17 protein-coding genes are annotated in these 19,320 nt (G+C 42.0%); 15 read left to right on the forward strand and 2 right to left on the reverse strand.

Annotation, left to right across the window (positions count from 1 at the left end; all coding sequences use genetic code 11):
- Window positions 1–185: 185 nt before the first annotated feature.
- From dnaX to G613_RS18665, 3 genes are all read left to right on the forward strand, one after another.
- Window positions 186–1,361, forward strand: a complete 1,176-nt coding sequence (gene dnaX, locus G613_RS0110430) for a DNA polymerase III subunit gamma/tau (protein WP_029232583.1) — start codon at window positions 186–188, stop codon at window positions 1,359–1,361.
- Window positions 1,362–1,439: 78 nt separating this feature from the next.
- Window positions 1,440–1,823, forward strand: coding sequence for a hypothetical protein (locus G613_RS0110435; protein ID WP_029232584.1), 384 nt, complete (start codon window positions 1,440–1,442; stop codon window positions 1,821–1,823).
- A 79-nt stretch (window positions 1,824–1,902) separates the two neighbouring features.
- Window positions 1,903–2,658: a metallophosphoesterase gene (locus G613_RS18665; protein ID WP_029232585.1), complete on the forward strand. Its 756-nt coding sequence runs from the start codon at window positions 1,903–1,905 to the stop codon at window positions 2,656–2,658.
- 30 nt (window positions 2,659–2,688) lie between these two features.
- Here the strand turns inward: G613_RS18665 and ftsZ are convergent, their stop codons facing one another.
- Window positions 2,689–3,867, reverse strand: coding sequence for a cell division protein FtsZ (gene ftsZ, locus G613_RS0110445; RefSeq protein WP_029232586.1), 1,179 nt, complete (start codon window positions 3,865–3,867; stop codon window positions 2,689–2,691).
- A 164-nt stretch (window positions 3,868–4,031) separates the two neighbouring features.
- On the opposite strand from ftsZ, the gene G613_RS18670 reads away from it, so the two are divergent.
- From G613_RS18670 to G613_RS0110495, 10 genes are all read left to right on the forward strand, one after another.
- Window positions 4,032–4,475 (forward strand): helix-turn-helix domain-containing protein, encoded by a 444-nt coding sequence (locus G613_RS18670; protein WP_029232587.1) that lies wholly within the window; start codon window positions 4,032–4,034, stop codon window positions 4,473–4,475.
- Window positions 4,453–4,881: an ImmA/IrrE family metallo-endopeptidase gene (locus tag G613_RS18675; RefSeq protein WP_029232588.1), complete on the forward strand. Its 429-nt coding sequence runs from the start codon at window positions 4,453–4,455 to the stop codon at window positions 4,879–4,881. Before G613_RS18670 ends, G613_RS18675 begins: the two co-directional genes overlap by 23 nt.
- An 82-nt stretch (window positions 4,882–4,963) precedes the next feature.
- Window positions 4,964–5,611 carry a hypothetical protein gene (locus G613_RS0110460; protein ID WP_029232589.1) on the forward strand — a complete coding sequence of 216 codons (648 nt, stop codon included), beginning with the start codon at window positions 4,964–4,966 and terminating at the stop codon, window positions 5,609–5,611.
- Window positions 5,612–5,739: 128 nt separating this feature from the next.
- Window positions 5,740–6,777, forward strand: coding sequence for a helix-turn-helix transcriptional regulator (locus G613_RS0110465; protein WP_242826135.1), 1,038 nt, complete (start codon window positions 5,740–5,742; stop codon window positions 6,775–6,777).
- Window positions 6,774–8,174, forward strand: coding sequence for an MBL fold metallo-hydrolase (locus G613_RS0110470; RefSeq protein ID WP_029232591.1), 1,401 nt, complete (start codon window positions 6,774–6,776; stop codon window positions 8,172–8,174). Before G613_RS0110465 ends, G613_RS0110470 begins: the two co-directional genes overlap by 4 nt.
- A complete protein-coding gene (locus G613_RS0110475; protein WP_029232592.1) occupies window positions 8,174–9,196 on the forward strand; it encodes a hypothetical protein in 1,023 nt (340 codons plus the stop codon). Before G613_RS0110470 ends, G613_RS0110475 begins: the two co-directional genes overlap by 1 nt.
- A 128-nt stretch (window positions 9,197–9,324) precedes the next feature.
- The gene (locus G613_RS0110480; protein WP_029232593.1) at window positions 9,325–10,758 is read left to right on the forward strand and encodes a hypothetical protein; all 1,434 of its coding nucleotides are present in this window, start codon (window positions 9,325–9,327) and stop codon (window positions 10,756–10,758) included.
- A 97-nt stretch (window positions 10,759–10,855) separates the two neighbouring features.
- Complete coding sequence (locus tag G613_RS0110485) at window positions 10,856–12,118, forward strand: AAA family ATPase (protein WP_029232594.1); 1,263 nt, start codon at window positions 10,856–10,858, stop codon at window positions 12,116–12,118.
- A gap of 13 nt (window positions 12,119–12,131) precedes the next feature.
- Window positions 12,132–13,106: a ParB/RepB/Spo0J family partition protein gene (locus tag G613_RS0110490; RefSeq protein WP_029232595.1), complete on the forward strand. Its 975-nt coding sequence runs from the start codon at window positions 12,132–12,134 to the stop codon at window positions 13,104–13,106.
- Between the two features lie 48 nt (window positions 13,107–13,154).
- Window positions 13,155–13,808, forward strand: coding sequence for an HTH domain-containing protein (locus tag G613_RS0110495; RefSeq protein WP_029232596.1), 654 nt, complete (start codon window positions 13,155–13,157; stop codon window positions 13,806–13,808).
- A gap of 48 nt (window positions 13,809–13,856) precedes the next feature.
- Here G613_RS0110495 and G613_RS18680 read toward each other — a convergent pair whose 3' ends face one another.
- Complete coding sequence (locus G613_RS18680; RefSeq protein WP_029232597.1) at window positions 13,857–14,354, reverse strand: SLOG family protein; 498 nt, start codon at window positions 14,352–14,354, stop codon at window positions 13,857–13,859.
- A 224-nt stretch (window positions 14,355–14,578) separates the two neighbouring features.
- Between G613_RS18680 and G613_RS0110505 the strand changes: the two genes are divergently transcribed.
- Both G613_RS0110505 and G613_RS0110510 read left to right on the forward strand, forming a co-directional pair.
- On the forward strand, window positions 14,579–14,863 hold the full coding sequence (locus tag G613_RS0110505) for a hypothetical protein (protein ID WP_029232598.1): 285 nt from the start codon (window positions 14,579–14,581) through the stop codon (window positions 14,861–14,863).
- Window positions 14,860–19,320: a PolC-type DNA polymerase III gene (locus G613_RS0110510; RefSeq protein ID WP_029232599.1), complete on the forward strand. Its 4,461-nt coding sequence runs from the start codon at window positions 14,860–14,862 to the stop codon at window positions 19,318–19,320. The genes G613_RS0110505 and G613_RS0110510 overlap by 4 nt, the downstream gene beginning before the upstream one ends.

A 19,320-nucleotide genomic window follows, 5' to 3' on the forward strand; every position in this document is an offset into this window, starting at 1 on the left:
CTGGTATGTGAGACGTGCGGATGTACTTTCTTTGACCAAGAGGATGAAGGATATTATTGCTCAGACTGTGAGCGGTTCTATTCATTCTGCGAAGCATTTGAGTTAATGGACAGGCAGGCTTATAGGGAATATGAAGCTGCTATTGAGGCAAGTACTGTGCTCTTCTCGATCGCGTGGGTGTTTAGATGGGATACATAGCGCTTTACAGGAAGTTCAGACCGCAGAATTATGACGAGGTTAAGGGTCAGGATCATATCGTTAAGGCACTTAGGAATCAGGTAAAACATGACGTGGTCTCTCATGCATATCTTTTTCATGGTACGAGGGGGACCGGAAAGACAACGATGGCCAGGATCTTTGCGAAGGCGGTTAACTGTGAGAACCCAGTGGATGGTAATCCTTGCGGAGGGTGCGAGTTTTGCAGATCTATCATGGATGGAAGTAGTGCAAATGTTATTGAGATAGATGCGGCTTCTAATAACAAGGTCAGTGACATCAAAAGGATCCTTGAGGATGTTTCGTATCCGCCAATAAATGGGAAATGGAAGATATACATTATTGATGAGGTCCATTCGCTTAAGGGACAGAGGGGAGAGGCTTTTGATATGCTTCTAAAGACCCTGGAAGAGCCTCCGGCGCATGCGGTTTTCATCATGGCAACGACAGATCCTCAAAAAGTCCCTGCGACCATTCTATCCAGGTGCCAGCGGTATGAATTTCGGAGGATCTCAGTTGACCTTATAAAGATGACGCTTCAGAGTGTGGCGGCCTCTGAAGGGATAGATGCTGAAAACAGGGCGCTGGAATACATTGCGAGAGTGGCAGATGGGTCTATGAGAGATGCGCTGAGTATATTGGAGCATTTCGTGACAATAGGCGAAGATAGGCAGCTTACGTACAACTTTGTGGTTAAGGCTTTGGCTAAGAGTGATATGGAGAAGATGCATAAGCTGTTTCAGGCGCTATATCACAAGGATCTTCGGACATCAGTACTGATCTTATCAGAAGCTAATAGTAGCGGAATCAATCTATTTGGGTTTATAAACGACTTCGTCTGGTTCCTTAGAAGTATTATGATCGCGCAGGTGACGGAAAATCTTGAGGATTTCTTTGATGCACCGGAGGAGACGATAAGATCTGTAAAGGAACTTGCTGGGAGTGTGGATCAGTATACGATTAATGAACTGGTAAGGATTTTTTCGGATCTGTCTTCTAACATAGCTCGTTCAGGTCAAAAGAGGGTAATGATAGAAGCTCTGTTTGTCCGGCTTTGTAGGAAAGATGAGAAAAAAACTATGGAGGACAGGATAAGCCTTCTTGAGGAGCATGAAAAAGACATTAGAAATCAAATAAGCATATAGATCAGGCGGGCCTTCGGGCCCGCCAATTCATGTACAAAAAAAGGTACATGAAATCTTTTATAATGAGGTTATAAAACAATGAGAAGGCACTTAAACACAGGAGATACAGGAATGTGCAAAGAGGGACCAAGAGGAGTTTTCTGGCTTGTAGAAGATGAACTTATTATTGCCAGATATGAAGAATGGGCAACCGAAGGCCTGTCAAAGGCTGGAAACAACTACAATCATGAGAGGCTTTGGGAGAGTGTTAAGCCAAGGGGATGTAATAAGAAATACAACTATTATCCTCGGGGAAGAGTGGAAGTCTCGAACAAGGGAAAACCGCTTGTTTATATGAGTCCTTATATAGGGAACGAGCAGGTACAAGAGGTTCTGGAGGTATTTGGGATAAATGAAGCCCCCATAATACATATAGATGGCAGCAAGCACTACCATTGCCACTTTGATGAGGAGATGCCTTGATATACTTAAGGTATGACGTGTGGACATATTTTGTCCTCGTTTTATAGTAAAGTATTATAAGGCTTTTTTAGGGGGTACTATGTCAACATATGTAGTGGCAGATATACATGGACAAATGAATACGTTTCTGGCTGGTCTCAAGGCTATTGAGTTCTCGCATGAGGATCAGCTGTTTGTCCTGGGTGATGCCATAGACAGAGGCCTTGATGGAATCAAGATTCTCCAAAAGATCATGGCAGAGGCTAATATGGACCTGATTATTGGAAATCATGAGTTCATGATGCTAAATTCTGTGGACCCCGGAGGCAAGAATGAGTGGAACGGAAAAGACTGGGACCTTTGGCTATTTTACAATGGTGGTGACAAGACGTACGCGCAGTATGAGACCTTGAAGAAAGCTGAAAGAAAAGAACTTTTAAAATGGCTTAATGACCGGTATGTTATGGTGACATTGGAATTGGAAGGCAGAAAGATTTGTCTTTCCCATTCATATTATAAGAATGGTCTTGAGAATCTGAAGTACAAGGATATGAACTACCAGGATGTTTGGAACATTGTCTGGACGTCCATATATCGTGATGATTTCGAGACTAAGGGCGATAACATATACGCTGACTATGATTATACATTTGTCACAGGACATGTTCCGGTACAGAGGATTCGCAAATGGATTGAGGTTGAGGATGATTTTGGGTGCCTGAAGTCTTTTCGAAAAGGAAATTTAATCGATATCGATGGAGGCTGTTCTTTCGGAGAAATCGATGAAGTTGATAACGGATTGATCTTCTTACGACTTGAGGATATGGAGGAGTTCCCAGTACCTTACGTTGGTTGATTAAAGCCAGGTTTCCCTGGCTTTAATAGTTTAGCTTGGCTTATGGAGCAAAAACTCTGGAATTTGCAGTTGGACAGGCTTCGGCTTTGGTTTCGACTGAAGAGTAGAAACAGTCGGGATGTCTGATGCCTGCTTTGCATTCTTTAGGAAGTCCAGGTTGGGATTTATCTGAGGAGCGGGCTCTTTAGGCGTGACGAGTACTTTTGTGGCAAATTCTTTTGGGTCAGGAGTTGAGGGTTCCTGAACAGTAGAAACCTGCTTCATTCCAGTTGCAATAACTGTTACGACTATTTCCTCAGAAGATGGATCGCCGCTTACAGTACCCCAGAAGATGTTAACATTGTCGCCAGCCTGCTCTCTTATGTAGGAAACAGCTTTATTAAGAGCAACAAGGTCGACTCTTCCGCTAGTGTTCAGAAGTATATTGGATGCTCCGGTTATTCTGGTGTCGAGAAGTTGAGAGCTGATAGCTTTTTCTACAGCATCAACTATTGTCTCTTCTCCGGAAGCTATTCCGATGCCAAATAAGCCGTAACCTTTGTCTTTAAGTGTGGATCTGAGGTCGTTAAAGTCAAGGTTTATTGTTCCGTGATTGAAGATGATATTAGTGATGCCTTCGACTGTGTATCTCAGAACTGAATCACACAGGGTGAAGGCTTCATCAAGAAAGAACTGCTTATCAGTGATTGTGAGGAGCTTGTCATTAGGAATGACCAGCAGAGTGTCGATGTTCTGCTCAAGTTTTTTTAACCCCGTCTGAGCTGCATAGACTCTGGGCTTGCTCTCGAAAGAGAAGGGCATTGTAACTACTGCAACGGTAAGGATTCCCAGGTTTTTACAAATCTGAGCTACGACCGGAATGGCGCCGGTTCCAGTGCCGCCACCCATTCCGCAGGTTAGGATTACCATATTTGCATCATGGACGAGCTCTGCTATATCTTCTTCGCTCTCTTTTGCGGCGGACTCCCCTACAGTAGGGTCGCCGCCGGCACCGAACCCTTGCGTGAGTTTTGTGCCGAGCTGAAGTCGTTTGGTGGCTGGACATTTATCCAGAGTCATGGAATCAGTATTAAGTGCTGCGTATGTAACATAATCGGATGCCTTTTCGATCATCCTTGTTATGGCGTTGTTTCCCCCACCGCCAATGCCAATGACCATGACTTTTGGCATGGTTTTGCTGTTTGCAAAAGATTCTTTTATCTCAAGCATGTTTACCTCCCGTTTGCACAAGTGCAAGTTTGGCGTAATGATGATTTGCATTTATGCAAGTAATGTTATGATTTACAATATAGCGTTTATGCAAATCAATGTCAATAATAATTTGCATAAATGCAAATTTTGGTGTATGATGTACCACAGACGAGGTAACGCATATGCAGATTGGTGAAAGACTTAAAAACAAAAGAAAAGAACTGGGAATATCTGTAGAGAGCATTGCAGAGCAGCTTGGTGTGTCCTATACGACCATATATCGCTATGAAGCATCAAGCATAAGCAAGATTCCTGTGGAAACATTTGATAAGATATGCAAGATCTTAGGTGTCACACCGGCTGAACTGATGGGGAATGAAGAGGCCACTGATGCTGACAAAGAAGAGATTGCAAAGCTGCCAAATCATTTTGAGAATCCGCAGGAAGCAATTGAATTTATTCTAAAAACACCGACGCTTGCTGCGTTTGGTGGTTATGACCCTACCCAGATGGATGAGGAGACAATCGTCGAATTTGCAAATGAGCTACTGGGCCATTTAAAAGTTATGAGTCATAGATATCAGACAAAGGGGGCTCCGGGGGATGAGAAAGCAGGAAATCGTTGATTTTGCAAATGGACTGAGGAATACATATCATACCAATGATCCATTTGAGATAGCCAAGATCTGGGGAATAAGAATATTAGAGCGTGATCATGGATTCAAGGGCTTTAAAGCGCAGGCTGTTAAGTTCCGTGGATACGCACCATACATAGCAATAAACTCCAATTATACGGAGGCATCAAAAAAAATCTTATGTGCCCATGAACTGGGTCATATCTTCTTACATGATGAGACACTGAATTACTTCGCTGATATTGGCGGAAAGATCAATATGCAGTCAGAATATGAGGCAAACCTCTTTGTGCTGGCTCTTTTGGAGGACCAGGCAAGACTGAAGGTGGATATGACAGAGATTCCGCCGTATCTGCTTCAGAATATAGTAGAGCAGAGCATAGAGCTTGAAAAATGAATATGAATTAGCTTATCTGGGGCATGTGCCAAAAAAGGCACATGCCCCTTGCTATTATGTGAGTAGAAGAGGAGCACTGGTCATGAGACGGTTGATTAAATCAAAGGACAATTTCATAACATGTCCATTAGAAAATATGTCTCTTAGAGTAGTTTTAGGGGAGCATTTTATCCTTAAGGAGGATGAAGCCATAGTCTCAGATCCATTGTATAAAGTGATACCCAGTACTCCTGATGTCTTAGATGGTGAGCTTACACCATTGGATATAGATCTTTTCATATGTGGTGATTATTCCTGGTACATTACGTACTGTGGAGATATGCAGCTTTCCGAAAGCGGCTTTGATCCAAGAAAGGTTTATGCAATTTCGGTGTTTTATGAAGAGGAAAGTTGCGGTAATAAAATGACGCTCCTGGCAAGAAGAGTTATTGCTAAGGATGAAAATGACAGAGAGGCCAACCTTCGTCTAAAGAATGATGTAAGTATGGCTCTTTATGAGCATCTTTCATATTTAAGGGATAATCGTATCGGCTGGATAGAAGCGGGTGATAATCTGGAAAAATGTGTCAGTATGGTATATACGCTCAAGGAAGTAATTGATCCGGAAGATTTGATGATAGAGGGTGTATTTAAGGATATGGTCATTAGCTTGGACCAGTTTCATTACGATAGAACTCTGAAAAATGGAGAAGTGGCCTGGCTAATAGCCTATGGCCATAGGGATTGGTAAAGAGCTTGAGGTGATGTGCTAAAAAAGGCACATCGCTTTTTTTATTGTATTGCTGAAAGAAGTATAAATAATGTATTAAAAAGCGTTAACAAATGAACTTTCTTCGAATCGAGAGATGTAAAATGGACATGAAAACTGATTTACTTGATAGCAACGATAAAGATTTGGAGGATTGCTCCATGTACGGAACCGGCACTAAGAAAATGCTGAACATGCTTATTCTGGATATTCTGAAAGAGTATTCCGACAGTGAGCATAGGTTGCTCCAGCAGGATATCATAGATCTGTTGATGTCCAATTATGGCTTTAGCTGTGAAAGAAGGGCGGTAAGCAACAACATAAAATGCCTTAAGGAAATGGGTTATGACATTGTTGCAGACAAAGGGTATTATCTAAAAAGCCGCGAGTTTACTGATGCGGAGCTGCGTCTTTTAATTGACAGTATATTTTCGTCCGGTTCTACCACAGATAAGGAAGCTCATCGCTTGGTAAAAAAGCTGGAGAGCTTTTCTAATAAGTACTTCAAATCTCATGTTTCTCATATACATACTTCTTCAAGCGGCATGAATACAGCTAATTCACAGGTGATGGATTCAATAGCCATAATTGATACAGCTATTTCAAAGGGCAGGAAGATAAGCTTTTCCTATCTTCAATATGGTATTGACTTTAAGCTTCATCCCAAGCGCAGTGATCGGTATGTGGCGAGCCCATATCAGATGGTAAATCACAGGGGCAGATACTATCTTATTGCTAATTATGAGGGAAAAGAAAACATTTCTCATTTCAGGATAGACAGGTTCAGTGATGTGGAGATTCTTGATGAAAAGCGTAGGCCAATTAACAGCTTTGAGGGTTATGAGAATGGACTAGATATGTCTAAGTTTCTCTCTGAGCATGTTTATATGTATGGCGGCAAGAGCATACATGTGAAATTTAGGATAAATGAGCGCTTCATGGATAATCTGATAGACAATTTTGGCACGAACTTCAGGGCAGATCCTGATGGTGAAGAGGATATGATCGTATCCTTAAAAAGTAATCCAGACGCATTCTTCTATTGGGCGTTGCAATATGGCTTAAATGTGGAAGTGTTGGAGCCGGAGAGCATGAGAGAACGGATACTGAAGGCATGTAGAGAGATAGAGGCTAAGTATAAGAAATGATTAAAACCTATGAAAACATTAAAATTTTTCAGGGCGATCAGATTGGCGGTTGCGTAACTGTGATATCTTCCACAGTCAATGGTAAAACTCACAGGATTATGATAGATTATGGCTCCTCGTTGGAAGGAAGTGGAACAGTAAAAGATTTTGATTACCCCTGGGACAAAGAGCCGATAGACGCTGTGTTCTTTACTCATTATCATGGCGATCATGTTGGTCGTATCGGTGAGATTCCAAAGAGCGTGAAGACGCTTTATATGGGTGAGACTGCACGAAAGGTAATGATCAACATTCAACGTGCTCTGACTCGGACAAAGGATGGAGACGCTGCAAGAGCGGAATTAGAACTTCTTAATGACGACGGAAGGATTCGCACCTTCAAGAAGGCCAGGTGTATTTATAAGCACATAACGGATATTCCAGGATTCAAGATTGAACCCTATAGTGTGGACCATTCTGCATATGATGCATATATGTTCCTCATAGAGGTGGAGGATGACTCAGTACCTGGTGGCAAGACGATAATCTTGCACACCGGAGATTTCAGAGGCCATGGCAGAAGGGGTAAAGCTATGCTTCCGGTAATAAACTACTACATCCGTAGATATGGAAACAAGGAAGGTACAGGAAAACCCAAGAGAGATGTGGATGTACTTATTACTGAAGGAACAATGATCAGTAGATCCGATGAGCCGGTTCTAACTGAATTCGAGCTTCAGTTAGAGGCGACGAAGTATCTGCATGAGCACAAATATGCTTTCTTGATCTGCTCGTCCACCAATCTTGATTCCCTTGCAAGCTTTTACCAGGCAGCGCAGGATGCGTCTGTTCCTTACGGTAGATATCTTTATACCTACAATAACTATTTCAAAACACAGCTAGATACATTCACAAAGACCGCTGGCAAGTATACTGATCTCTACAAGTTCGAGAATGTATATGAGTTGGAATTGGAAAGAGAGCTTAAGAGGCCTGAGTGGACAAAGAAAAAGACACAGAAAGAACTTATGGAATACACGGGTTTTCTTGCCGTAATTAAACCAGCTGAGTGGTGTGAGAAGTTTGTTGATCCTTTTATTGAAGATTATAAGAATGGACACATAAATGAGATGCCTGTAATAATCTATTCAATGTGGGACGGCTATATAGACAAAACAAAGGGTGCCAGAAAAGATGAATGGATTAAGTTCATAGAGCGCCAGGAAGCTAAAGGCGTAGAAATCAAGCATCTTCATACGAGTGGCCATGCATCGGTGCAGATGCTCACCGATGTAATAAAGGCAGTTAATCCAACAAGAGCTGTCATTCCAATGCATACAGAGGATGCGGAAGGATTTAAGTATCTGGATATGGATGAGGGATTAAAAGACAAAGTGTTTATAGAAAGGAGCTGCTGATGATTGAAAAGAATATTCGCGCCTTATCAAAGGATTTTATGGAGGATTTGCTTGAGGGTCCTTTAACACCTCTTCTTCAGCGAGTATTAAAAGATGATACTTTATGCATGGAACTGAGAGGAAAGACTGTGGATATCTATTATAGAGGCGGTGCATTATATGTTGTTGAAGAGCTAGGCAATCATAAATATAAAGTTTCGTATAATAGGAATTATGATGGTGATTCTGATATGAGTGATAAGGAGGCGGATCTTGTAGAAATCAAGACGATTGGCCAGGCAGTGGAGGATGTTCCAAGGCATAAGCAGGATATGGACTTTTATTTTGCCAAACATCAGAAACTTGAACGCGAATTCCAACAATTGATAGTGCGGGAAAATAATAATTCTGGAAAAGTCACGGATGCAACAGATTATTATATTCTTGATATTGAATATGCCTTTAATGGAAGTAATGATTGCGGAGATAAGATAAGTGCAAGGTATGACATGTTGGCAGTAAGATGGCCATCTGAAGGACCAGCGCGAAAAAAGCGAGATAGTTTACCAATCTCTTTTATAGAAGTTAAATATGGAGATGGTGCTATGGGTAGTGGAACAGATTTATCTGTGGCAGGAATACGTACGCATATTAATGACTATATTATTTTTCGGAAAGATAATGCGTTGCTCAATCATCTAGCAAATGACATGGCAAAAGTGTTCAATCAGAAACATATGCTTGGTCTTATAAGTAGCTATCCTGAAAAGAGAGGGAAACTAAATATTTCATTATCATGTGATAAGCCTGAATTCTTGCTTATGTTAGTGAACCATGATCCAGCAAAGAGTACAATGATTTCAGAAATAAAGGCGGCAATTATGGATTGGAATGATAAACCGGAAAGCATTTATCTCGATGAAATAAAAGTGGTTCAATCATCACTTGTGGGTCATGGTTTATATGGATTAGATAGAAATGGGGACAGCAGATTTAAGAGCATTAGAGAATATTACAAAGAAGTGACTGGTGAAAATATTTAGTTTATCGGCAAATACGGCAATATAAGCAATGTGCTAAAAAGGGCGCATTGCTTTTTTTATTATATGTTTGATAAATAGCATGTTCGGCGATTATGACTTCAATAACAGAAAAGAAAGGGAAGTAGATAATGGTTAAAGAGATGAAAGATATAGTTTTATCACAAGAGTATAAATTCGGCGAAGACTATAAGAAATTTACCGTAACAACTCAAAGGAGCGTTGGTGATGGGAGATCTAGTGTGAAGGTAACGGATGCTACAATCTATGATGGACCTGATGCTGGAATAACAATCCATAACCCCGTTTCGTATTTTTCTGGGCTGTGTGAGGAGGGGCTGTTGAGCGGCTTGGTACCAGATGGCAAAACTGCTTTGGAAGTATTGGAAAACCTGTGCCAAAGAGGTTTTTCTGAGAAATATTCCAATGCACCTGAGGACGTACATGCACGCCTGGCACATGAGATTGAAGTTATAAAACAAAAAGGAATGGTAGGCGGATTCCTTATTATTCAGGATTTCATCAAATATGCGAGATCGAAGAATATTATGATATCTCCGGGGAGCGGAGCTCTACCAGGTTGCCTTGTATCATATTGCCTTGGAATAACGAGAATAGACCCAATAAAGGAAAACCTTTCTTTTGAACGCTTCTTAAACATAGAAAAAGAGACACAATCTTACTGCATAAGAATTGATGCAGAGAAAGGGGGCAAGCCTTTAATATTCGACTATCTTTCTGAAAAGTATGGAAGCGGAATGCCTGAGCTTTTAGAAATGTTGGAAGTTAGCATTAAAGAATGGGTGGAGCTTTCGATTGTCAAAGATACTCTTGAGAATATATCAGGGAGCAAAGGGGAGAGGATAGACTTAGCAGGTATTGATGAAGACGACCCAGCCGTGTTTGACCATCTACTTTCAGGTGACACGGAGGGTATTTTCTTCTTTGACAAGAATGATCCGCATTCATATTCAACGTGGTGGCATCTTGATGACAATGGTAAATGGCATGAATATCATGAACCATTGGTAGCTAAGAACGCTGATTTGTATGAGGCAATACGGCCTAAAAATATGGATGAGCTCATGGCGGCAATAGCCTTGGACAGGCCTTTGCCTGAAGAACATGTAGGGAAGTATCTGCACAACATAAAGAATCCGCAGAATATTACATATGAATGTCAGGTGCTCGGAGCAATTTTGGCTACAACATATGGCTGTGTGATCTATCAGGAACAACTTATGAGGATATTACAGGATATAGGGGGCTTTTCTCCAGAAAAAAGTGACTTATGCCGTAGAGACTTATCGAAGAGGATGCAATCCACTCTGGAAGAATGGAGAGAGGACTTTGTAAATGGAGCTACATCATCAAAGATTATAGGAACTGATACTGCAAATGCCATATTTAACGAGCTTTGGGATGCAGCGAGATGTAGCTTTAATAAATCGCATGTGGCCGCTTTTTCACTGATGATATATGAAATGGCCTGGCTTAAGGTCCATTATAGATCCGAGTTCATGGAAGCGGTTGAGAAATACAGAGGCAAAAAATCTGATATTTAACAGTAAAAAGTGATGTGCTAAAAAATGCACATCACTTTTTCTATCATGTGACTATAAAAGTACACGCTGTTTTTAGATTTAGGAAAGGAACACAAAAATGAATGATTACTTTGAAGAGATAAAAGGCTACGCAGAAATAAAAAGGGAACTGACTATTATTATTGATATGCTCAATAATCCAGAGGTATACAAAGAACTTGGTGCGAATATGGATAATGGTGTAATCATTGTGGGCAGTCCCGGGACCGGAAAAAGCACTATGGTAAATAGTTTGATCAAGGCTATAAATCGGAAGGCATATGTATTAAGGAAAAAGGTCTCAGATGGGAAGTTTTTAGATGAGGTGGTAGAGACATTTAAAACCGCTGCCGAAAATGCGCCCTCCATTGTTTTCATGGATGATTTGGATAAGTTTTCAGATAAAGATGATAGTGAGGATGCTGAAGAATTTGTTGCTGTACAGTCCTGTATAGATGAGGTAAAAGGTAAAGATGTCTTTGTTATTGCAACTGCTAACGGCACGAGAAAGATTCCTGATTCCCTGCTTCGTCCGGGAAGACTTGGGAGGAGAATAAATACTCGAGAGCCAAAGGACTATGAGGCTGCAGAGATAGTTAGGTTTTACCTCGACAAAATTGGTATGAAAGGAAAATTGGATGAAGTTTCAATAGCAAAGCTCCTATCAGGAGAGTCATGCGCAACACTTGAATGTGTAATAAAAAATGCTGCGATGAATGCTGCTTTTAATAGGCAGAAGGTCGTTGATATGAATAACATAGTTGAGGCCTTTCTTACACAAGAGTTTGGAGCAGAATTATTTGATCCACACATGAGCCAGGAGACTTTGACACGTGTGGCATATCATGAAGCTGGACATGCAATGGTGGCTGAAATTTTGGATCCTGGTAGTGTAAGTATAGCCTCGATAAGGCAAGCAGATGATGACAAGGCTGGATTTGTAAGGTACTACAGGAGGGAAGAAAAAGAAAGGACATGTGAGTATAGAGAAAACATGATTAAGATCTCCCTTGCTGGAAGAGCGGTTACAGAGCTGGTGTTTGGAGAAGTTGATGAAGGGGCTACTGGTGATCTGGATAATGCTTTTTCTAGTGCGAGAGTGTTAGCGGATAATCTATGTGTTTATGGATTTCAGAATTGGATTGACGACCGGAGTATTCATGACTTTTCGGCTGAGAATCGTAATAGAACTATGGCAATGATACTTGAGAGAAACTATATAGAGGTTAAAAAGATTATTGCTGATAACAGACCGCTACTTGAGAGAATTGTAGATGAACTTCTGAAAAAAACGACTCTTATTTATTCTGATATTCAGGCAATATGCAGCAGCTTTCGTTGATGGAAGGAGCCTTATGGAAAAAATGAATTGTGAAATTACTGAAAATATAACTGAAATCGACATAACAGCGGTTAAATATATCGACCAAGAACCTGCAAAAGTAACCAATGAGAGAAATCTGGAAGAACTTGCTGAGAGTATCAAGGAGGTTGGAGTTATAAATCCCCTCATAGTATATGAGGAAAACGGAGCATACATATTGGGTGGAGGTGTAAGAAGGTGGCTGGCAGCTAAGATGGCCGGGCTTAAAACTATACCAGCAATAGTCATGCCCAAAGACAATATAGTAAAATTCGCGGACAACGTAGAGGAAGTGAGTGTTAATGATGAAGCAGTAAGAAGAATTAAAGAACTGTATCAAAAAGAAAGTTCAGAGCTTGCTACTCTCACTAGCTTAACAGAGAGTTATGAGGGTTATAGAGAAAGCGTCAAGAGGGTTATGAAAAGAAGGGCTGACACCAAAGGAATTGTTGGTGTGGTTGCGGATATCTTTAGGACGGAACCAAAATACGAGACAGCTGTTGAGGTGGCGTTGGGTGATAGTATTCAGAGCATTGTTACTGATAATGAAGAAACCGCCAAGAAGATGATCAAGTATCTTAGAGAATCCAAGGTGGGAAGAGCCAACTTTATTCCGCTTACAGCCGTTGATAACCCTTCACAAGTTAAGACGAAGGAAATCTTTAATGAGCCTGGGGTCCTTGGAACAGTAAATGAGCTGGTTCATACAGACCCTCAGTATGAGGGAGTTGCCAAGTTGTTACTGGGTGAGATCATCGCAGTGGACAACATCGATAATGCGGTAAAAGTCGCCTGTAAGTATAAGTACACAATAAAGATTGTGACGTTTAATGGGGATTTTATTTCTCCCGGCGGAATTATCAGTGGAGGCGCATTCAAAGATAAGCGAATTGCAAGACGAAGGAAGCTGGAAGATCTTAAGAGAAATGTTTCTATATACAAAACATATGTTGACGAGTTTTGCTGATAACTGAGATGAGGGGTACAACCCTGTTGTCGCGAGGGGGTGCTATTCTTGATAAAACGATACGGAATTGAGGACATAGAAATGATGACCATTAACGGAATAAGTAAGAACTGGGACAGGCTGATCCAGTGTTTTGGGCTGACCGAGACCCAGGTAAAAGAGGTCGAAAAGAATGTCCCAACTGGAAGCTGCGAAGTTATGAAGGTGGATTGTTTTACAGATATCATTGCAATGCCACAGATGGTGGCGATTGTTGTCTGGGATGAGATGTCTGAGATAGACAAAGGCTCTTTTGAGGAGTTTTACACTGAGATATCACCATTCCCCGAGACTCTTGTAGTGATTGGTAATGCAGATTTGAATTCAGAGCTGAAACGGCAGGTGCTGGAGTATGATTCCTATGAATCGCTGACGCAGAACCTTAAATATGTTCTACTTGGAGCATATAAGAAGACCAAGAAGAACGAGAACTTTAGCTCTAATCTAGCAAATGCATTATTTATCCTAAAAGAGATCAAGAACAGACCCTATATCACAACAAAACAACTCGCAGATGCCTTGGAACTATCTCCTAGGACAGTTCAGCGCTATATTGAGACACTTCGCGTGGCTGGGGAGTGGATAGACTATGATATGTCCCATAAAGGCTGGAAGCTTGGGGCTTGCGAGTCGTTTTTTACAGAAGGCGTGTGGGAAGATTGATATGATTAAGTGATGAGGATGCAGCGACAGCTGCATCCTCATCATTGCTTAATCCTTCTTACAAATTTGAATCACGTCTCGCCCATTGGCCTCAGCATACTTTATTGTTTCAAGGGTACCGCCCGTAGCACCGGTATACACCGCTATAACCCTTGACGAATGGTCGACCATCCACTCGTTTCTAGCAAAGAAAGCTGCTCTTCCAGGCTTATTTCTAATAAATACGTGGTCATCTGCCAGTTTGAAAATCTCATTATACCTCTCAATCCAGTCGCTTTCCCATTGTCTTTCCATTCCAGGGAACGCACATGCAGCAAAGAGTCTTATATCTTCGTACTCTTTTTTCTTCTTTAAGATTATCTCTGCCGCCCAGATATCAACTCCTCTTTGCATACCGCTAATAAAATCGGTATATCCATTCTCAATCGCGGCATCTATCTGCTGGTCAAGCCAATTGACAACCTCCTCTTCACTGTATTGATTTAGGCGTTCCGGTCTATGACCGGTAAATGAACAAGCATGCTTTACATCTATTTCTTTCATCATCAGGTCCCTCCTTGTCATGAGAAGGGTATCAAACACTATGTGAAAAAATATGTTCATGCCGCCAAGTATGATAAAACCGAGGTTATATAAGTGGACCAAAAAATAACAACAGTAATGAATGTGAGTGGTCAGAAGTTGTCCACCTCATTTTCTATACTAAACAATGGGTTTTATCACCCTTTGTTTTGAGGAAGAATGCCGTATTTATGCGGCTTGGAGGGGTTATGGGTAGAAAGAAGGACAAGAGAAAATGGGATCCTGACGAGATTGAATTTGATCTCGATAAGCTCTCGGAATATATGAAAAATCTTAAGCCCGGGCAGTACGCTGATGTGGACGATATGGTTGCTCAGTGTACGTCTACAGATCTTAATCTGGAAAAACTCTCCAGATATGTCAGTGGGATAAGGCCTGGGGAATACCTGGTGTTTGATAAGCTTGTTATTTCGTGTTCCGAGGATGGTTTTGAAATACAGGAGATTGATGTTGAGGGGGAAAATGATTCATGAATAAGCCTTTTCTGCAGGCATTTCCAACGCTTGCGTTGGATGCATCTACAAAAGACATCTTTAAAGATGTCGTCATAGATAAGATCTCATCAACCAGAAAGCAGGATTTTATTCGTATTTATATCTCCAGCAGCATTCTGATCGAGAAACCAGAGATATATAAGGTAGAAAAAGAAATAAAAGATCAGCTCTTTTCCGGGCTGTCCGTTACAGTAAAGATTTACGAGAAGTACGACCTGTCCTCACAGTATACTCCAGAGTATTTGTTTGAACTGTATCGTGACAGTATCTTTGTTGAGCTCAAAGCTTATGACCCCATAGAATACACGCTGGTTAGGAAGGCTGACTTCTGGTTTGGCGAGGATTATAAGGTTGTCATTTACCTTGAAGATACTGTCATTGCCAGGAAGAAAGCTCAGGATATAGCCCGCGTCTTTGAAAAGATATTTAACGAGCGTTGTGGATTGGGAGCTTCTGTGAGTGTTGAGTATAAAGAGCCTTCAGAGGAAACAACCAAAGCCAACTACTCAGAAGAAGTAGTTGTGAGGGCCGTTAAGGCAGTAGAAGCGACAGATAAAGAAAAGCCGGAGGCTGAACCCAAGGAAAAGAAAGACTCCAAGGCCAAAGGAAAGGGCTTTGGAAATGGGAAGGGCTCTTATAAGAACGGATACTTTGTCAGATCCAAGCTTCCTGATGATCCCAACGTTATATATGGAAAGAACTTTGAGGATGAGGCTACTGCGATTGAGAATATCCTCGGCGATGGAGATGAGGTAACTATTCGAGGCAAGGTTCTAAGCTATGAATGCAAGCCATATAAGCAGAATGAACGTGCGATTCTTATGTTTGTCGTATCGGATTTTACTGACAGCATAAAGGTCAAAATCTTTGTGGCGGCTGAAGCTGTGCCTGAGCTTGAGAAAAAGATTTATCCTGGAGCCTTCCTTAAGATCAAGGGAATGGCACTGATGGATAAGTTCGATCATGAAGTGTCTATGCAGAGCATTACCGGCATAAAGACGATTCCTGATTTCACAGAGAAAAGAGTAGATAACTCTGCGGAAAAGAGAGTTGAACTACACTGCCATACAAAAATGAGCGACATGGATGGTGTATCAAGCGCAGGAGATATCATAGCTCAGGCATATGCATGGGGGATGCCTGGTATAGCCATAACAGACCACGGTGTTGTTCAGGGACTGACAGAAGGGTATCACTACATTCAGAAGTATAAGGATAAGCATAAGGACTCTGATATTGACCAGTTCAAGATGATTCTTGGAGTGGAGGGTTACCTTGTTGATGACTTTTTCAAGATAGTTCTTAACAACAAGGGACAGCGGTTGAAGGGCAGTACCCTGGTCGTATTTGATCTCGAAACCATAGGATTGTCTCCTGTAAAGGGCAAGATAATCGAGATTGGGGCGGTGAAGATAAAAGAAGGAACAGTGATCGGGCGCTTTTCGCAGTTTGTTGATCCCAAGATTCCGATACCGCCCTACACAACCAGGCTTACTAGCATTACAGATGACATGGTTATTGGTGAACCTACAATAGAGCAGGCTTTGCCAAAGTTCTTGGATTTTTGCGGAGACTGCGTTCTTGTAGGCCACAATGTTTCTTTTGATATCGGTTTTATTAAGGAAAACTGTAAGCGACTTGGGATTGAGAAAGAGTTCACTTGTATAGATACTATGGGCCTTTCCAGAGCTTTTTATCCGGAGCAGGCAAGACACAATCTTGATGCTGTGTGTAAAAAGCTTGAAGTTGTAAATGAGCACCACCACAGAGCAATAGCTGATGCTGAGTGCACTGCGCAGATATATGAAAAGTTTGAGCAGAAGCTTTTTGAAAGAGAAATCTTTGACCTGGAGAAGCTAAAAGAATTGGAGGAGCTTAGCCCAGAGGCCATAAAGAGACTGCCGTCTCATCACGTAATTCTATTGGCGACTGACGTTATCGGAAGGACTAACCTGTATACCCTTATCAGCAAATCCCACCTGGATTATTTCCATGGAAAACCGCGTATGCCAAAGAGCGAGATCATGAAGTACAGGGAGGAACTGATCATTGGATCCGCATGCTGCGCAGGAGAGGTGTATGAAGCTGTTCTTGGAGGAAAACCAGAGGATGAGATTGCCAAGATAGTAGAATTTTACGATTACCTTGAGATTCAGCCGATTGCCAATAACCGTTTCATGATTGGCAGCGAGAAATTCGAAGGGATTACCTCAGAGGAAGATCTTAGAGATATAAACCGCGAGATTGTTGCGCTTGGAGAAAAGTATAACAAGCCCGTTGTCGCAACTTGTGACGTACATTTCTTAAATCCGGAGGATGAGATATACAGGCGAGTCATCATGAAGATAAAGGGTATGGATGACGAGGAGCCTGCGCCTTTGTATCTTCGGACTACAGAGGAGATGCTTAAGGAGTTTGAGTATCTCGGAGATGAAAAGGCCAGAGAGGTTGTAATAGAAAATTCTAATAGAATTGCTAATAGATGTAAAAATATAGCTCCTGTAAGGCCCGATAAATGTCCGCCTGTTATCGAGAACTCTGATGAGACCCTCAGGAAGATATGCTACGAAAAGATTCACGAAATCTATGGCGAGCAGCTTCCGCCAATAGTTGAAGAGAGACTGGAAAAAGAGCTTAAGTCCATTATAGGCAACGGCTATGCGGTTCTTTACATTATTGCTCAGAAGCTCGTATGGAAATCCTTGGAAGATGGATATCTCGTTGGATCCAGAGGATCAGTAGGGTCATCTTTTGTGGCCTTTGCAGCTGGAATCACTGAGGTTAACTCTCTGCCGCCGCACTATCTATGCCCCAACTGTAAATACAGTGACTTTGACAGTGAGGACGTTCTGAAGTACTCAGGAAACTCAGGTTGTGACATGCCTGATAAGATGTGTCCGAAGTGCGGTACCAAGATGAAGAAGGATGGCTTTGACATTCCGTTTGAGACATTCCTGGGCTTTAAGGGAGACAAAGAGCCTGATATCGACCTTAACTTTTCCGGTGAATACCAGGCCAAAGCCCATAAGTACACGGAAGTTATCTTTGGAGAAGGCCAGACCTTCAGAGCCGGAACTATAGCATCTGTTGCGGACAAAACTGCCTACGGATATGTAAAGAAGTATTTCGAGCTGGAGAATATCACAAAGAGGAATGCAGAGGTGGAACGTATCGCCCAGGGATGTATTGGAGTACGTCGTGGAACCGGTCAGCATCCGGGGGGCATTATTGTCCTTCCGGTAGGTGAGAACATACACAGTTTTACACCAATTCAGCACCCGGCTAATGATGTGCATACGCCTATAATCACTACACATTTTGACTACCACTCGATAGATCATAACTTGCTGAAGCTAGATATTCTTGGACATGATGATCCTACTATGATCAGGTTCTTAAATGACTGCACAGGACGAGATCCGCAGGAGGTGCCACTTGACGATGAGAAGGTAATGTCTCTTTTCATGAATACAGAGGCGTTGGGTATCACTCCAAAGCAGATAAGCGGCACCAAGCTTGGCTGTTTGGGGCTTCCTGAGTTTGGAACGGACTTTGCCATGAACATGGTTATTGATGCTGCGCCTCAGTCCTTTTCAGATCTTATAAGGATTTCAGGTCTTTCTCATGGTACTGATGTATGGTTGGGCAATGCGAAAGACCTTATAGAAGCTGGTACAGCAACTCTTAGCTCCTGCATTTGTTGTAGAGACGATATCATGGTCTACCTGATTCACATGGGACTTGATAAGTCAGAGTCCTTCAAGATCATGGAGGCTGTGCGTAAAGGAAAGGTTGCTGCGGGCAAGGAGAACAACTGGGAGGATTGGAAGAAAGACATGCTGGATCACGGTGTCCCTGAGTGGTACATCGAGTCCTGCCAGAAGATCCAGTACATGTTCCCCAAGGCTCATGCTGCAGCCTACGTAATGATGGCCTGGAGAATCGCTTATTTCAAGGTTTATATGCCGGAAGCCTTTTATGCCGCATGGTTTTCAATAAGAGCGAAGGCAATAAATTACGAGAGGATGTTCCAGGGGCTTACGACCTTGAGGCGACATATGGCCGAGTACAGGGAAAAAGGGGATGAAATGACTGCCGCTGAGGAGGATGAACTTGCTGCTATGAGGCTGGCAGAGGAAATGTATGAAAGAGGTATTGAAGTAGAGCCTATCGATATCTATAGGGCTGATTCCAGGTCTTTTAAAGTATTCGGAAAAAAGATTATGCCGAGCCTTAAGAGTATCGACAAGCTTGGTGAAAAGGCTGCAGATCAGATAGTTGAGGCTGCGAAGAACGGTCCATTTACATCAAGGGATGACTTTAAGGCAAGAACCAAGTGCCCACAGGTTGTCATGGATACTATGCATCGCCTTGGTATGTTTGGGGATCTTCCGGAATCGAGTCAGCTCAGCATCTTTGATCTGATGGGAAAATAG

The organism is Butyrivibrio sp. VCB2006, from assembly GCF_000420945.1.
In the GTDB taxonomy this organism is placed as follows: domain Bacteria; phylum Bacillota; class Clostridia; order Lachnospirales; family Lachnospiraceae; genus Butyrivibrio.

What these genes read in the sequence shown, in the direction of transcription:
- dnaX (WP_029232583.1), top strand. Translation starts at nt 186, where the DNA reads ATGGGATACATAGCGCTTTACAGGAAGTTCAGACCGCAGAATTATGAC.
- G613_RS0110435 (WP_029232584.1), top strand. Translation starts at nt 1,440, where the DNA reads ATGAGAAGGCACTTAAACACAGGAGATACAGGAATGTGCAAAGAGGGA.
- G613_RS18665 (WP_029232585.1), top strand. Translation starts at nt 1,903, where the DNA reads ATGTCAACATATGTAGTGGCAGATATACATGGACAAATGAATACGTTT.
- ftsZ (WP_029232586.1), bottom strand. Translation starts at nt 3,867, where the DNA reads ATGCTTGAGATAAAAGAATCTTTTGCAAACAGCAAAACCATGCCAAAA.
- G613_RS18670 (WP_029232587.1), top strand. Translation starts at nt 4,032, where the DNA reads ATGCAGATTGGTGAAAGACTTAAAAACAAAAGAAAAGAACTGGGAATA.
- G613_RS18675 (WP_029232588.1), top strand. Translation starts at nt 4,453, where the DNA reads ATGAGAAAGCAGGAAATCGTTGATTTTGCAAATGGACTGAGGAATACA.
- G613_RS0110460 (WP_029232589.1), top strand. Translation starts at nt 4,964, where the DNA reads ATGAGACGGTTGATTAAATCAAAGGACAATTTCATAACATGTCCATTA.
- G613_RS0110465 (WP_242826135.1), top strand. Translation starts at nt 5,740, where the DNA reads ATGAAAACTGATTTACTTGATAGCAACGATAAAGATTTGGAGGATTGC.
- G613_RS0110470 (WP_029232591.1), top strand. Translation starts at nt 6,774, where the DNA reads ATGATTAAAACCTATGAAAACATTAAAATTTTTCAGGGCGATCAGATT.
- G613_RS0110475 (WP_029232592.1), top strand. Translation starts at nt 8,174, where the DNA reads ATGATTGAAAAGAATATTCGCGCCTTATCAAAGGATTTTATGGAGGAT.
- G613_RS0110480 (WP_029232593.1), top strand. Translation starts at nt 9,325, where the DNA reads ATGGTTAAAGAGATGAAAGATATAGTTTTATCACAAGAGTATAAATTC.
- G613_RS0110485 (WP_029232594.1), top strand. Translation starts at nt 10,856, where the DNA reads ATGAATGATTACTTTGAAGAGATAAAAGGCTACGCAGAAATAAAAAGG.
- G613_RS0110490 (WP_029232595.1), top strand. Translation starts at nt 12,132, where the DNA reads ATGGAAAAAATGAATTGTGAAATTACTGAAAATATAACTGAAATCGAC.
- G613_RS18680 (WP_029232597.1), bottom strand. Translation starts at nt 14,354, where the DNA reads ATGATGAAAGAAATAGATGTAAAGCATGCTTGTTCATTTACCGGTCAT.
- G613_RS0110505 (WP_029232598.1), top strand. Translation starts at nt 14,579, where the DNA reads ATGGGTAGAAAGAAGGACAAGAGAAAATGGGATCCTGACGAGATTGAA.
- G613_RS0110510 (WP_029232599.1), top strand. Translation starts at nt 14,860, where the DNA reads ATGAATAAGCCTTTTCTGCAGGCATTTCCAACGCTTGCGTTGGATGCA.